The following is a 13025-nucleotide window of genomic DNA, read 5'->3' on the forward strand; positions in this document are numbered from 1 at the left end:
TCGGTCGTGATCAATGGGTTCGGGTGAGGTCCTTGATCCAGATCATTGCGCCGCGGAGTTGGAGGCCGGCGAGGTAGCTTTCCGGGGTCTTGTCATACCGGGTGGCGATGCCTCGCCAGGCCTTCAGCTTGTTGATCAGGCGCTCGACGGTGTTGCGCTCCTTGTAGAGCTCGGCGTCGTGGCTGACGGGCCGGCCGCCCTTGCTGCCCTTCTTCTTCCGGTTGGCGCTCTGGTCCTTCTTCTCCGGGATGACCGCCTTGATCCTGCGTCGACGCAGGTGGGCGCGGTTGCCGCGGGACGAGTAGGCCTTGTCCCCGGTGACCGCGTCCGGCCGGGTGCGGGGACGACCGACCGGCACCCGGACCCGGACCTTCTTCAGCACGGGGACGAGCTGCGGGCTGTCCGCGGCCTGGCCCTCGGTCAGGATGAACACCAGCGGGCGGCACTTTCGGTCGCCGGCGCAATGGACCTTGCTGGTCTGCCCGCCCCGGGAACGTCCGAGCAGGGCTTCCTTCAGCCGGAGCTTGCGCCGGCGCCGGATGCGTCGCCGTTCTTCCCGTTTCGGGTCACCTGAGGCGTCCCGCCCGTCTTGTTCCTCCGGGCCTCCCCCTTTTGTCGGGCCTTCTCCGCCTCCTCGGCGGCCTTTTCCAGGGCGGCCATGGTGTCGGAATCGAGGTGCATCCCGGCGGCGTCGTGGTGAGCCCGCACAGTCGTGGAGTCCACGCTGACCAGGGACAGATCCACCTCGCCGCGCTTCGCGGCTTCCGCGATCAGGCCCTCCATCAGGGCTTCGAAGACGCCGGCGTCCCTACACTGCCGGAACCGATTGGAGACGGTTGACCACGCACCGAACTCCTTCGGCACCTCCCGCCACTGCCCGCCCGTCCGGAATCGCCAGATCACGCCCTCGAACTGCTGCCGCAGCCGTTCCGGGTACGGGCCGTACTCGCCGATCGGCAAGTACGGCTCGATCAACACCCACTCCGCATCCGTCAGTTGCGCTCGTGTCACGCACTACGGTCTACCGGATCGGGACCCGCCGCGAAGGTGAATCGCGCAGATTGATCACGACCAAATACGCGCCCTAGTCGCGGGCGATATGCGAGTTTGGCGGCTGTGGTCCTCCGGCCGCTGGCTCGCATTGGCCATCGGCCAGGCCGATCCGAGCGACCACCGGGCAGGCCGCTGACCTGCAGTGGGGAGTTTCGCCCCAGGGCGGTGAGTTTCGCCCCGGGGCCGCCGGTGAGTTTGCCCGCCCAGGCACGAGCCCGCCTGCCCGACCTGGGCCCGGCAGTGACCGCCAGCGCGGTGACCGGGCCGGTCCGGGTGCGGGTGTGCGCGGTGCTGGTCCACGACGGCCGCGCCTGTCTGATCCGCCAGAGGCAGCCAGCCGACCACGACCACCAGGTGACGCCCGTGAGCACCCATCAGCGCCCCGCCCAGCCCGGCGACCAGGACGACGCCGTCGAACCGGCCGAGCCGTCCCGGCCGGGACGGACCGCGTTCCCCGCTCCGAGATGGGCTCCACGGCCCGGGGCGCCGGACGGGCTGGTGCCCAGCACGCGACGCGGTAGGCGGTGAACTTCGCCGCCACCCGCGCCGCCCGGCAGCGTGAACTCGGCCTCGGTCGCCCAACAGTCATGCCGGGGTCGGCGGCGTTGATGCGCAACGCCGGACGCTCATCGGCATCGAGGCGACCGAGCTCCAGTTCAGCCATGGGCGTACTCCGCGCTGTTCCTGGGCTTGGGGACCAGCGTCCTGACACTTCCTCAACTCGCGGCAAGATTAGCCTAATTATGACGATATGTGATGCAGCGGTGAGTTTTCGAACGGCCGTCATGGAGGCGGCGCCATACGGCTGAGCCGCGCCCGACACGGCACCGATCACCCCGGCGTCGGGCGGAGGAGGTGGATAACTGGGTTCTGCCACACCCACAGATGAGTCGCCCGCCCTCACACCGTGGCCTGGAAACGTCCCCGGCGTGCCCGGGGCGCCGGGAGGTCACGACCGCCGCCGCACGCGGGTGGGGGCTGCCTCGGACGATGCCGTCGCCAGACGGCCGATCGGGTTGGCTCACCGACCCGCTCGGAGGATTGATGCACCTATCCCGTGCCATGCGTTCGGTCGTCGCCGTCGCCTCGATGGGAGCCACGCTGGTGGCCGCCCCGGCGTGGGCCGCCCCGCCCGCCGCCGGAGCCGTACTCAAGCCGGCTGTCCACGGGCAGGCTCCTCGGTCCGATGACTCCGGACCCGCACTGCACCACGACACCTCGCCACCGCTGCGTGAACTGGGGCAGACATCCGGACAGCACCGGTCCGCCCCCGGCGTCACGCGCCCCGGCAACGCGCCGCACCCGTCCCTCACCAAGGGCGCCCGTCCGGATCGGGTGGTGCAGGACCGCGACGGCAACCGGGACCAGATCCACTTGGACGTCAGTTTCGACGGCATCCGGGAAGCCGGGGGCGTCCCCCCCGACCCCAACGCCTCGGTGGGCTCCAGCCAGATCGTGGAGATCACCAACTACGACCTCGCGGTGTACTCCAAGACCGGTGCCACGCTGCTGGGGCCGCTGAGGACCCAAACCCTGTTCAGCGGGTTCGGCGGACCGTGCGAGACCTCTCAGAACGTCGACATCGGAGATCCCGTGGTCCGCTGGGACTCCCTGGCCCACCGCTGGATCATCAACCAGTTCGCCCTCGACGAGACGGGCACCACGAATCGGCTGTGCGTGGCCGTCTCCACCACCGAAGACGCCACCGGCGAGTACTACCGGTACGACTTCGGGTACCAGCACTTCATCGACCACCCGAAGGTCTCGGTGTGGCCGGACGCCTACTACGCGGCCTTCACCGGCGGGGCGTTCTTCGAGGCGTGCGCCTGGGACCGGCAAAGGATGCTGCGCGGAGCCGACGCTGACCAGCAGTGTTACACCATCGCGTCACCGACCATCCCGCTCGGCTCGGACCTCGACGGCACGACCCCACCCCCGCAGGGCGAGCCCAACCTCCTGATGGCCCTCAACCCGGCCAGCAACAGCCTGCAGTACTGGCGGTTCCACGTCGACTGGGCCGACCAGACCCGCACCGCCGTCACTGGTCCCGGGGAGCTACGGGTGGCCCCCTACAACCCGGCCTGCGTACGTACCGATCCCACCCGATGCGTCCCCCAGGCCGGAACCACCCAGAAGCTGGACTCGCTCTCCTACTCCGCCATGTACCGGCTCGCCTACCGCAACTTCGGCGACCACCAGTCCCTGGTCGTCAACCACGCGGTCGACGTGCCCGGCAGCGTGGGGGTGCGCTGGTACGAACTGCGGCTGGACCACGGCCGACCGGTCGTCCACCAGCAGAGCACCTACGCTCCGGGGCCCTCGTACCGGTGGATGGGCTCCGCGGCCCAGGACAAGGACGGCGACATCGCGCTGGGATACTCGGCGTCGTCCTCCCAGGACCATCCGTCGATCCGCGCAACCGGACGCCTGGCGCACGACCCGCGGAACGAGATGACATTCCGAGAGACCACCGTGTGGACCGGCACGGGCTCCCAGACCGGGAGCAACCGCTGGGGTGACTACACCTCCATGGCGATCGACCCGGTGGACGACTGTACGTTCTGGTACACCAACCAGTACCAGCCGGCCGACGGTACCGGAAACTGGAACACCCGTATCGCCTCCTTCCAGCTCTCCGACCGCTGCGACCACCACCGCCACGGGTGACGCCCTGGGCGGACGGCGCACAGCCTTCCGCCCCGGACCCCCATCGGGAGAAGACAACTGCCACAGGCCCGAACCTCAGCGGCGGTCTCGGCGGCGACCGGCTCCTGGTCCTCGGCCCCGGGCGCGCGCCGAGCAGTCACGAGACCGGTGACCGGCAGGAGTCGCTCCGGCCATCCGGGTCGGCCCGTCACACCTTGCGTAACAGAAGGCCCGGTCCGCCTCAACTCCTCTTGTGGCGGTCCGGGTGACGGTCCGCCGACTCCGAAGAGATGCGAGGGGGACCGAACGATGAAGCGGATACTGCGCCGGGCGGCAGGGACACTGGTGGTTGCCGCGGTGACAGTACTGGGGCCCCGCCGGCCCTGGCCGCGGCCGCACCGGCCGCACCGGACGCCTCCGGGGCGGTCGTCGCCGACGGCTGCTCCTCGGTCCGGCCCGCCGGGCCGTGGTCGACCGCCGGCTGTTCGCGGGCGGGGTGATCGCCGCGCTGCTCGTGCTGCCCGACCTGTGGTGGCAGGCGCACCACTGCGCACTTGCCGCGCTGCTGGAAGTGTCGCCCTATCGACTGAGCCGGGTGTTCTCACAGGAAATGGGTGTCTCGCTGACCCGCTAGCGCAACCGCGTGCGCGTCACCCGGGCTGTGGACCTCATCGCCGAGGGCGCATCCAGCCTCGCCGACCTGGCAGCCCAACTCGGCTTCGCCGACCAGGCGCATCTGACCTGTACCGTCCGCGAGCACGTCGGACACACGCCCACCGCCCTGCGCCGGCTGCTCGTTCCCGACGCGCGTGGGTCATGAGCTGCGGCTCGAACACCTCTGACCGGGAGGCGGATGGCGGCCGAACGTTCAGGTGGTGCCCGGCTCGGTGATCCCCGTCGGTGCGGTGCGCAGCCGGGAGAGCCGCGCCCGGGACTGCTGCCGGCCGGGCGTGCCTGCCGACGACGTGCTGCGCAACCTGGTGCTGCCGCGCGGTGCCGAGATGCCAGCCCCGATCACGTCCGTGTCCGGTCCCCGGGTCCGCGCTCCGGTCGGGCGGGGCACGGCGGTGCCGGGAGGCCGTGGGCCCGGGGGCGGTGCTCCGGGTCCACGGCCGGCGGGGACGCCGGCTCGACGGCGCGGCGCGGAACGGTGCCGCGCTCAGGCCTCGGCCATGGCGGCGACGAGGCTCGCGGGACGCATGTCGGTCCAGTTCGTCTCGACGTAGTCGACACAGGCCTGGCGGTTGTCGGGACCGTGGGCGATGGTCCAGCCGGCCGGGACGTCGATGAAGGCGGGCCACAGCGAGTGCTGATTCTCCTCGTTGACGAGAACGAGGTAGGTGCCGTCGGCGTCCTCGAAGGGATTAGCCATGGTGGGTTCCTTTCTGGATGGTGGTCGGGGCGGGAGTGTTCACCGGCCGACCAGGACAGACCATGATCGACGGTGGTGAACGGAACAAGGTCCTGGCATGACCGTCGGGTGAACTTGCTTCAGACGGGGAGGTCGTAGCGGCGGCGGATGCTGCTGCCGTGGCGCCGGACGTCAGTGCCGTAGACGTGGAGCGAGACCGCGAGGTCGTCGCCGCCGTTGCGGACCAGGTGGATGTCGCCGGGCGGGGTCAGGTAGGTGACGGTGCCCGGCGGGTTGACCGTCGTCGCTACCGGCTCCAGAGCGGAGCTGCCGTCGGCGTGACGGGTGAAGCGGTAACTCGTCTCCTCCTCGGTTCCGCGGTAGGTGCCGACGACGCACCAGGTGGTGTGGTCGTGGACGGGCGTGGCCTGACCGGGGAGCCAGACCAGAGCGACGAGGGAGAAGCGTCCCTCGGGGTCCACGTGCAGCACGTGCTGCCGGTAGCACTGCGGGTCCGGTGCCAGGTGCGCGGGAGCGAGCAGATCCCGGCGGTCCAGGAAGCCGGCGAGCCCGCAGGCGACCCGGTCGGCGGTTCTGTGGGCGGGCTCGGTGCTCGGGGCGGCTCGCACGGCCTTGGTGAGCACGTCGCAGAGCTCGACCGTTCGTGAGGACGCGCCGGGCGCCGTAGCGTGCAGGGGTGACGGTAGGGAAGCGAGGGACATGGGGACGGCCGCTCCTCGGCGCTGGGGTCCTGGCTGAGGTGGTGGGGCTGAGGTCGTGGGTTGCGGTGTGGATGACCGGGTGTCGCGGGTCTAGGGCCCGACGGAACCAGCCACCTGACGGGCCATCCGCTCACTGCGGTTGACGACGGCCGCGATCTCGGCGACCGACCGTGCGTCGTGGGCGGCCTCGCGCGGGACGACGAGCGTCGGTGCGTTGGCCTCGAGGCGGTGCTCACGGCGGTATCGGGCCCGGCCTCCGCCCGTGATGTTGAGCAGGACCGCGGCTCCGGGGGCGACGCGCCCGTCTTTCAGGGCCGAGCGCAGGGCGGCAAGCGCGATGCCCGCCGGCGGTTCGATGTCGGGCCCCTCCAGTTCGGCGAACGCGTCCATGGCGCCGCGGGCGGCGGCGGCGTCCTCGGTCAGCACGTCGCCGCGGCTGTCCCGCAGCGCGTCGGCGAGTCCGCCCGCGATGTCGTACGGCGGGCGGCGGTTGGTCAGCTCTGGGGCGAACGCCCGGTGGACCGCGTCCGGTTGGCGGTCGGCTCCCTCCCAGGGCCGGACACCGGTGTGCCAGGCGGTGTGGACGGGGGCGAAGCAGGAGTTCTGGGCGAGGACGAGACGGGGGAGCGGCCCGGCCTGCCCGCCGCTGGTACATCGCAGCCGCAGGGCGGCCTCGTGGGCGGCGATCGCGCCGGCCCCGCTGCCGATCGCCTGCACGTAGACGTCGGGAAGGCGGCCGAGCTCCTCGTAGGCGGCGAGCATGACCGTGCCGAGGCCGTCACGTCGGCCGACGTTGCGGGTGCCGCCTTCCGCGGTGAAGCCCGGCAGCGCGGCCAGCGCGTCCGCCAGGGCGATCGCGTCGGCGTACTCCGCGTCGGCCACGGCCACGAGCCGCACCGACGGACCGTAGGGGGTGCGCGAGCACAGCTGTCCGAGTGCGCTCTGCGGCACCACCACCACGACGGGGACGTCGTGTCGTGAGCAGAGCTCGGCGAAGGCGGCGGCGGTGTTCCCGGCCGAGGCGACGACCAGGGTGCCGGCCGACTCAGGTAGCCTGCCCAGAACGGTGGCGGCCTCCAGCTCCTTGAACGAACCGGTGGTCAGGTCGGCTTCCCACTCGGGATGGTAGCCGTTGAAGGCGATCCACAGCTCGCGCAGGCCGAGCATCGCGCCGAGCCGCTCAGCGCGGCGGACGACGGTGCGTCCGGTGTCCGGCAGACTGCGGCGCACCGGCAGCCACCGGTGGTAGCGGTAGACGCCCGTCGCCCGGTCGTCCGGTGTGAAACCGTCTCGGGTGTACTCGGTTCGCAGCAGGGAGGGGCCGTGCGGGGCGGGACAGGCGAGAGCCGTCCCGTCGTCCTCGCGGCGGTCGCCGCATTCGCAGCAGACGAGCCGGTAGTGACCGGCGTCGGTCTGGGGCAGTCGGTCAGCGGGCATGGTTACCAGTCGCCTCGGGGATCAGGGTGCTTCGCAGGGGTGCGTCGGGGGTCCGGCGTGCGCGGACCGGGCGTGGAGCGCCGTCGGTCGAGCAGGACGCGCGGCGGTCACGCACCGTGGCAGTTGTCAATCTAGCCTGTGCCGTTCGGAGGAACCCCGGCCGCAGCCGTCGAACACATGAAGATCATCTGAATGGAAGATCAATTTCCGCTTTCCCGTGCCGTGGGGAAGAGTCGCTGGCCAGTGCAAAGTGCCACCTTGGCAGCGGTGTTGGGCCAAATCTCGGGCTCCGGCGGGCGACTGTCGCCGCAGCTCCCGGGCCGCTACTGTCCGGATCACTGACGTCCCCTCGAAGCAAGCAGAGGAACTGATCATGGGTTCCCGCCCTTTCGCCGATTACGCACAGTTGCTGGTCGGCGATCTCCACGCGTCTCTCGCCTCGCCGGTGAGCGAGTCGATGAACTTCCTCAACGAGATCGCGCTGCGCTACCCCGGCGCGGTCTCGCTCGCGGCAGGGCGGCCGTACGAGGGCTTCTTCGACCTCGACGACCTCCCGCGCTACCTGTCGCTGTACCAGCAGCATTTGACCGAGCGCCTCTCCGGCGACGAGGAGCGCGTGCGCCGCACCGTGCTGCAGTACGGCCGCACCAAGGGGGTCATCCACGAACTGGTTGCCGAGCACTTGCGCCTGGACGAGGGCATCAACGCGAACCCGCAGGACCTCGTCGTCACCGTCGGCTGCCAGGAGGCCCTCTACCTGACCCTGCGCGCTCTGCGCCGCGACGAGCGCGACGTGCTTCTCGCCGTCGCGCCCAGCTACGTCGGCGTGCACGGGGCCGCGGGCCTGGTCGACATGACGCTGGTGCCCGTCCGTGATGCGGCTGACGGCATCGACCTGAACGACCTGGTGATGCGGATCCACGAGGTCAGGGCCCAGGGCCGCAACCCCCGCGCCTGCTACGTGATCCCCGACTTCGCCAATCCCAGCGGCACCCGTATGAGCCTGGAGACGCGCCGCCGGCTGCTGCGCATCGCCGCCGAGGAGGACCTGCTGCTCCTGGAGGACAACCCCTACGGGCTGTTCGGCGACCCGGACGGGCCGCCCACCCTGAAGGCCCTGGACACCGCCGCCCGCGTGGTCTACCTCGGCAGCTTCGCCAAGACCGGCCTGCCGGGCGCCCGCGTCGGCTACGTCCTGGCCGACCAGCGCGTCGTCGAAGCCGGCAGCACGGCGGCGGACGGCAGCGCCGGCACGCTCGCGGACCAGCTGGCCAAGATCAAGAGCATGCTGACGGTGAACACCTCGCCGATCGCCCAGGCCGTCATCGGCGGCAAGCTGCTGGCCCACGGGTGCAGCCTGCGACGCGCCAACGTCCGTGAGATCGCCACATACCGCGACAACCTCACCCGGATGCTCGCCGGCCTGGAGCGCCGCCTCGGCAACGTCCCCGGCGTCAGCTGGAATGCCCCCGAAGGCGGGTTCTTCCTGCTGCTCACCGTCCCGTTCCCAGCCGGTGACGACCTGTTGGAACTCTGTGCCTCGACGTACGAGGTGCTGTGGACGCCGGTGCACCACTTCTACGCCGACACCCGCCCCCGGAACGTCGTGCGGCTCTCCTTCAGCCACCTTCGGCCGGAGGAGATCGAGACGGGCCTGGACCGGCTGGCCCGGTTCGTCCGGGACCAGCAGCAGAACTGACGACGGGACGGACCCACCGATGACGAACACCACCACGACCGACCTGGCCCGCATCGTCGCGGTCAGCACCGCCGTCCCGGAGACCTCCTACTCGCAGGCGGAGCTCCTGGACATCTTCCGGATCGAGGACTCCCGGGTCCGGTCCGTCTTCCTCAACAGTGCCATCGACCGCCGACACCTGACCCTGCCGCCCGAAGGCCCCGACGGCACCCGGGTGCCGGAAGTTCAGGGGCAGCTGCTCGCCAAGCACAAGACCCACGCGGTCGACATGGGCGTGCGCGCCGTTCAGGACCTGCTCAAGCGGACCGGCGCGGACCTGTCCGACATCGGCTACCTGTGCTGTGTCACCACGACCGGCTTCCTCACCCCGGGGTTGAGCGCCCTGATCATCCGCGAGCTGGGCATCGACCCGCACACCAGCCGCCTCGATGTCGTCGGCATGGGCTGCAACGCCGGCCTCAACGCCCTGAACGCCGTCAACGGCTGGTCCCGCGCCAATCCGGGCCGCCTGGCGGTCATGGTGTGCGCGGAGGCCTGCTCCGCCGCCTACGTCTTCGACGGCACCATGCGCACCTCTGTCGTCAACAGCCTCTTCGGCGACGGCGCCGCCGCGGTCGCGCTGATGGCGGGCGAGCCCGAGCTGCCGCTCACGCAGGTCGAGGGCCCGCGGATCCTGAAGTTCGCCAGCTACATCATCACCGACGCCGTCGACGCGATGCGCTACGACTGGGACGACACCCAGGACCGGTTCAGCTTCTACCTTGACCCGCAGGTCCCCTACGTGGTCGGCGCCCACGCCGAACGCGTCGTCGACCGCCTGCTCACCGGCACCGGCCTGCGGCGCAGCGACATCCGGCAGTGGCTGGTCCACTCCGGCGGCAAGAAGGTCATCGACGCCGTGGGCGTCAACCTCGGTCTGACCCGCCACGACGTGCGGCACACCACCGGGGTGCTGCGTGACTACGGCAACCTCTCCAGCGGCTCGTTCCTCTTCTCCTACGAGCGCTTGCTGCAGGAACAGGTCGTCGAACCCGGCGACCACTGCGTGCTGATGACCATGGGCCCCGGCTCGACGATCGAGACCGCCCTCGTCTGCTGGTGACCGGGCCACCAACCTGGCCGACCGCGCCGGCAGAACCCCCCGCATCCCTCCCCGAGCAAGAAGGCCGCACCCTCATGAACAGCATTCCCGAGCCCCAGCTGACGCTCGACGGCAGCGAGCCGCTGACTCCGGCGACCGTGCGGACCCTCGACGCGCTGTGCGACGCCGCCGAGAACGCCACCGGAGCGACTACGCCGCTGGTTGTCGCCGTCACCGGCGCCCCGGCCGCCCGGATGGACGTGCCGCTGCCGCTGGTCAACAAGTGGGAGCGGGCCGTGCGCCGGCTGGAGAAGCTCGCCGTGCCGACCGTCGCCCTGGTCACCGGGGACTGCGGTGGCACGGCCCTGGACGTGCTGCTCGCCACCGACGTGCGCGTCGCCACGCCCGACGCCCGGCTCCTGCCGCTCGCCGGCGCCGGCACCGATGAGGTCTGGCCCGGCATGGCCCTGTACCGGCTGGCCAACCAGGCCGGCGTCGCCGCCACCCGGCGCGCCGTCCTCTTCGGCGACGCCCTCGACGCCGAGCGTGCCCTCGCCCTGCACCTGTTCGACGAACTTGCCGCCGACCCGGCCGCCGCATTCGCCCCCGTGTTCGAGAAGCTGACGGGCGGCGCCGGGACGGGCATCCGCCGCCAGCTGATGCTCGACGCCAGCACCACCAGCTTCGAGGAAGCGCTCGGCCGTCACCTCGCCGCCTGCGACCGGACGCTGCGCGCCGCCGTGGAGGCCGCCTCGTGACCGCTCCCGTGGTGCCCGCCCAGGAGGCGGGCCTCGCCCGGGCCGCCCGCGAACTGGCCCGGATCGCCGAGCGGACCGACGCCGTACTCGCCGCCCTCCCCGTTCCCGCCCAGCGCGATCCGCGGCATCGCGAGCGGGCCGCCGACGCCAAGAACACCGCCCGCACCGCGCGCGCCCGGTTCCTCGACCAGTACGCCGAGGCCGTCTACCGCCACCTCACCGCGGATCTCACGCTCCACCTGCGCCTGCCCGAGCTGCTCGCCGCCGCGGGCGAGGAATGGCCCGGCTTGGTGCCCACCGCCGAGCAGTTGGCCTCCGAGCGCGGCCGTCTCCAGGCGGAGAAGGAAGGCCACGAGATCGACCAGGGCCTCTTCCTGCGCGCCGTGCTGCGCTCGCCCGTCGCCGGGCGCCACCTCATCGACACCATGGCGCTGCCCACCGAGCGAGCCCTGAAGCTCCTGCCCGAGTTCCTGCGCACCGCCGAACTCGACCTCGGCTCGGTGCACCTGGCCCGCCGCGACGGTGCCGCGCACCTCACCATGACCCGGCCCGACTGTCTCAATGCCGAGGACAACCGCCAGGTCGACGACATGGAGACGGCCGTCGACCTCGTGCTGCTCGACCCGGGCGTGCGCGCAGGCGTGCTCCGAGGCGGTGAGATGACCCACCCGCGCTACCGCGGGCGCCGGGTCTTCAGCGCGGGCATCAACCTCAAGAGCCTGCACAGCGGCGACATCTCGCTCGTCGACTTCCTGCTGCGCCGCGAGATCGGCTACATCAACAAGATCATCCGCGGCCTGCGCGTCGACCACGACGGCGCCTGGCACACGCCCATCGTCGAGAAGCCCTGGGTGGCGGCCGTCGACACCTTCGCCATCGGCGGCGGCGCCCAGCTCCTCATGGTCTTCGACCGCGTCATCGCGGCGGCCGACTCCTACATCACCGTCCCCGCCGCCCAGGAGGGCATCGTCCCTGGCGCCGCCAACCTGCGGCTCGGCCGGCTCGCCGGCGGCCGGGTCTCCCGTCAGGTCGTGCTGTGGGGACGCCGCCTCCGCGCCTGCGAGCCCGACGCGCGCCTGCTCGTCGACGAGGTCGTGGAGCCCGCCCGGATGGACCAGGCCATCGCCGAGTCCCTCGCCCGCCTCGACGGCCCCGCCGTGACCACCAACCGGCGGATGCTCAACCTCGCGGAAGAGCCGCCGGAGCAGTTCCGGCAGTACATGGCCGAATTCGCGATGCAGCAGGCGCTTCGCCTGTACAGCGCGGACGTCATCGGCAAGGTCGGCCGCTTCTCGGCCTGACCGCCGCACCGCCTCCGGGAGCCCGAACCCCCGTCGGGCTCCCGGCCCCACCTCTTCTTCCCCAGGCAGGACAGCAGATGGAAGCCGCCGACCTCACCCGCGTGCGCTACGAGAAGCGCGGCCGCGTCGCCCACGTGACCCTCGACCGGCCCGACCGCGCCAACGCGATGGACCTGCGCATGCACGAGGAACTCGCCTTCGTGTGGGACGACTTCGATTCCGACGACGAGCTGTGGCTGGCCGTCCTCACCGGAGCCGGGCAGCGCGCCTTCTCGGCCGGGCAGGATCTCAAGGAACTCGCCGCCAGCATCGAAGAGGGCAGCAACGCCCCCTCCACCTTCGGCAGCCGCGGCAAGCCCGGCTGGCCGAGGCTGACCGAGCGCTTCGACCTCGCCAAGCCCGTCGTCGCCCGCGTCAACGGCGCCGCCTTCGGCGGCGGCTTCGAACTCGCCCTCGCCTGCGACGTCATCGTGGCCGCCGACACCGCCACCTTCGCCCTGACCGAGGCGAAGCTCGGGCTGACGGCCGGAGCGGGCGGCGTGTTCCGCCTCACCCGGCAGGCCCCCTACCGGGTCGCGCTCGGCCACCTGATCAGCGGCCGCCCGATGACCGCCGACCGCGCCTACGAGCTCGGCCTGGTCAACGAGGTCGTTCCCGCCGCGGACCTCGACTCCGCCGTCGACGCCTGGGTCGCGGACATCCTCGGCTGCGCCCCGCTGGCCGTGCGCGCCGTCAAGCAGGCCGCTGCTGCCGCCGCCACGATGCCGCTCCAGCAGGCGTTCCAGACCCGGTTCCCGTGGGAGGAGCGCCGCATGCACAGCGAGGACGCCGACGAGGGCCCGCGCGCCTTCGTCGAGAAGCGCCCGCCGCGCTGGCAGGGCCGCTGACGGGGCCTCCCGCCGTCGCCCCACTCCTCGTCGCGGCCGCGACCGCCGCACCGCACTGACTCGCACCTGACACGAACGGGAGCACTGACC

The 13025-nt window shown here is 71.4% G+C and carries 11 protein-coding genes and 1 pseudogene; 8 read left to right on the forward strand and 4 right to left on the reverse strand.

What is annotated here, in order from left to right; genetic code table 11:
- Positions 1-10: 10 nt before the first annotated feature.
- A pseudogene (locus tag BOQ63_RS04710) lies at positions 11-1011 on the reverse strand (IS5 family transposase).
- A 1086-nt stretch (positions 1012-2097) separates the two neighbouring features.
- On the opposite strand from BOQ63_RS04710, the gene BOQ63_RS04715 reads away from it, so the two are divergent.
- From BOQ63_RS04715 to BOQ63_RS04725, 3 genes are all read left to right on the forward strand, one after another.
- Positions 2098-3720, forward strand: a complete 1623-nt coding sequence (locus tag BOQ63_RS04715; RefSeq protein ID WP_143174623.1) for a hypothetical protein — start codon at positions 2098-2100, stop codon at positions 3718-3720.
- Between the two features lie 445 nt (positions 3721-4165).
- Positions 4166-4333, forward strand: a complete 168-nt coding sequence (locus BOQ63_RS04720; RefSeq protein WP_232543338.1) for a hypothetical protein — start codon at positions 4166-4168, stop codon at positions 4331-4333.
- A gap of 9 nt (positions 4334-4342) precedes the next feature.
- Positions 4343-4519: a helix-turn-helix domain-containing protein gene (locus BOQ63_RS04725; RefSeq protein WP_232543337.1), complete on the forward strand. Its 177-nt coding sequence runs from the start codon at positions 4343-4345 to the stop codon at positions 4517-4519.
- Positions 4520-4858: 339 nt separating this feature from the next.
- Here the strand turns inward: BOQ63_RS04725 and BOQ63_RS04730 are convergent, their stop codons facing one another.
- The 3 genes from BOQ63_RS04730 to BOQ63_RS04740 form a co-directional block, all read right to left on the reverse strand.
- A complete protein-coding gene (locus BOQ63_RS04730) occupies positions 4859-5071 on the reverse strand; it encodes an MbtH family protein (protein ID WP_030557867.1) in 213 nt (70 codons plus the stop codon).
- A 119-nt stretch (positions 5072-5190) separates the two neighbouring features.
- Positions 5191-5772, reverse strand: coding sequence for a cysteine dioxygenase family protein (locus BOQ63_RS04735; protein ID WP_079183399.1), 582 nt, complete (start codon positions 5770-5772; stop codon positions 5191-5193).
- A gap of 90 nt (positions 5773-5862) precedes the next feature.
- Positions 5863-7209 carry a cysteate synthase gene (locus BOQ63_RS04740; RefSeq protein WP_072653471.1) on the reverse strand — a complete coding sequence of 449 codons (1347 nt, stop codon included), beginning with the start codon at positions 7207-7209 and terminating at the stop codon, positions 5863-5865.
- 373 nt (positions 7210-7582) lie between these two features.
- Here BOQ63_RS04740 and BOQ63_RS04745 point away from each other — a divergent pair, with 373 nt between their 5' ends.
- The 5 genes from BOQ63_RS04745 to dpgD all read left to right on the forward strand — a co-directional run bounded on the left by BOQ63_RS04745 (position 7583) and on the right by dpgD (position 12935).
- Complete coding sequence (locus BOQ63_RS04745) at positions 7583-8908, forward strand: aminotransferase-like domain-containing protein (RefSeq protein ID WP_030557871.1); 1326 nt, start codon at positions 7583-7585, stop codon at positions 8906-8908.
- 19 nt (positions 8909-8927) lie between these two features.
- Complete coding sequence (dpgA, locus tag BOQ63_RS04750; protein ID WP_030557872.1) at positions 8928-10010, forward strand: 3,5-dihydroxyphenylacetyl-CoA synthase DpgA; 1083 nt, start codon at positions 8928-8930, stop codon at positions 10008-10010.
- A 74-nt stretch (positions 10011-10084) separates the two neighbouring features.
- Positions 10085-10747, forward strand: a complete 663-nt coding sequence (dpgB, locus tag BOQ63_RS04755; protein ID WP_072653472.1) for an enoyl-CoA-hydratase DpgB — start codon at positions 10085-10087, stop codon at positions 10745-10747.
- Positions 10744-12048: a (3,5-dihydroxyphenyl)acetyl-CoA 1,2-dioxygenase DpgC gene (gene dpgC / locus BOQ63_RS04760; protein ID WP_050366174.1), complete on the forward strand. Its 1305-nt coding sequence runs from the start codon at positions 10744-10746 to the stop codon at positions 12046-12048. Before dpgB ends, dpgC begins: the two co-directional genes overlap by 4 nt.
- A gap of 77 nt (positions 12049-12125) precedes the next feature.
- Positions 12126-12935, forward strand: a complete 810-nt coding sequence (gene dpgD, locus BOQ63_RS04765; protein ID WP_072653473.1) for an enoyl-CoA-hydratase DpgD — start codon at positions 12126-12128, stop codon at positions 12933-12935.
- The last annotated feature ends 90 nt before the right edge of the window (positions 12936-13025 follow it).

Source organism: Streptomyces viridifaciens, assembly GCF_001888885.2.
Taxonomy (GTDB): domain Bacteria; phylum Actinomycetota; class Actinomycetes; order Streptomycetales; family Streptomycetaceae; genus Kitasatospora; species Kitasatospora aureofaciens.

Excerpts from the sequence above, each read along its gene's own strand:
- BOQ63_RS04715 (WP_143174623.1), top strand. The coding sequence starts at position 2,098 with ATGCACCTATCCCGTGCCATGCGTTCGGTCGTCGCCGTCGCCTCGATG.
- BOQ63_RS04730 (WP_030557867.1), bottom strand. The coding sequence starts at position 5,071 with ATGGCTAATCCCTTCGAGGACGCCGACGGCACCTACCTCGTTCTCGTC.
- BOQ63_RS04735 (WP_079183399.1), bottom strand. The coding sequence starts at position 5,772 with ATGTCCCTCGCTTCCCTACCGTCACCCCTGCACGCTACGGCGCCCGGC.
- BOQ63_RS04740 (WP_072653471.1), bottom strand. The coding sequence starts at position 7,209 with ATGCCCGCTGACCGACTGCCCCAGACCGACGCCGGTCACTACCGGCTC.
- BOQ63_RS04745 (WP_030557871.1), top strand. The coding sequence starts at position 7,583 with ATGGGTTCCCGCCCTTTCGCCGATTACGCACAGTTGCTGGTCGGCGAT.
- dpgA (WP_030557872.1), top strand. The coding sequence starts at position 8,928 with ATGACGAACACCACCACGACCGACCTGGCCCGCATCGTCGCGGTCAGC.
- dpgB (WP_072653472.1), top strand. The coding sequence starts at position 10,085 with ATGAACAGCATTCCCGAGCCCCAGCTGACGCTCGACGGCAGCGAGCCG.
- dpgD (WP_072653473.1), top strand. The coding sequence starts at position 12,126 with ATGGAAGCCGCCGACCTCACCCGCGTGCGCTACGAGAAGCGCGGCCGC.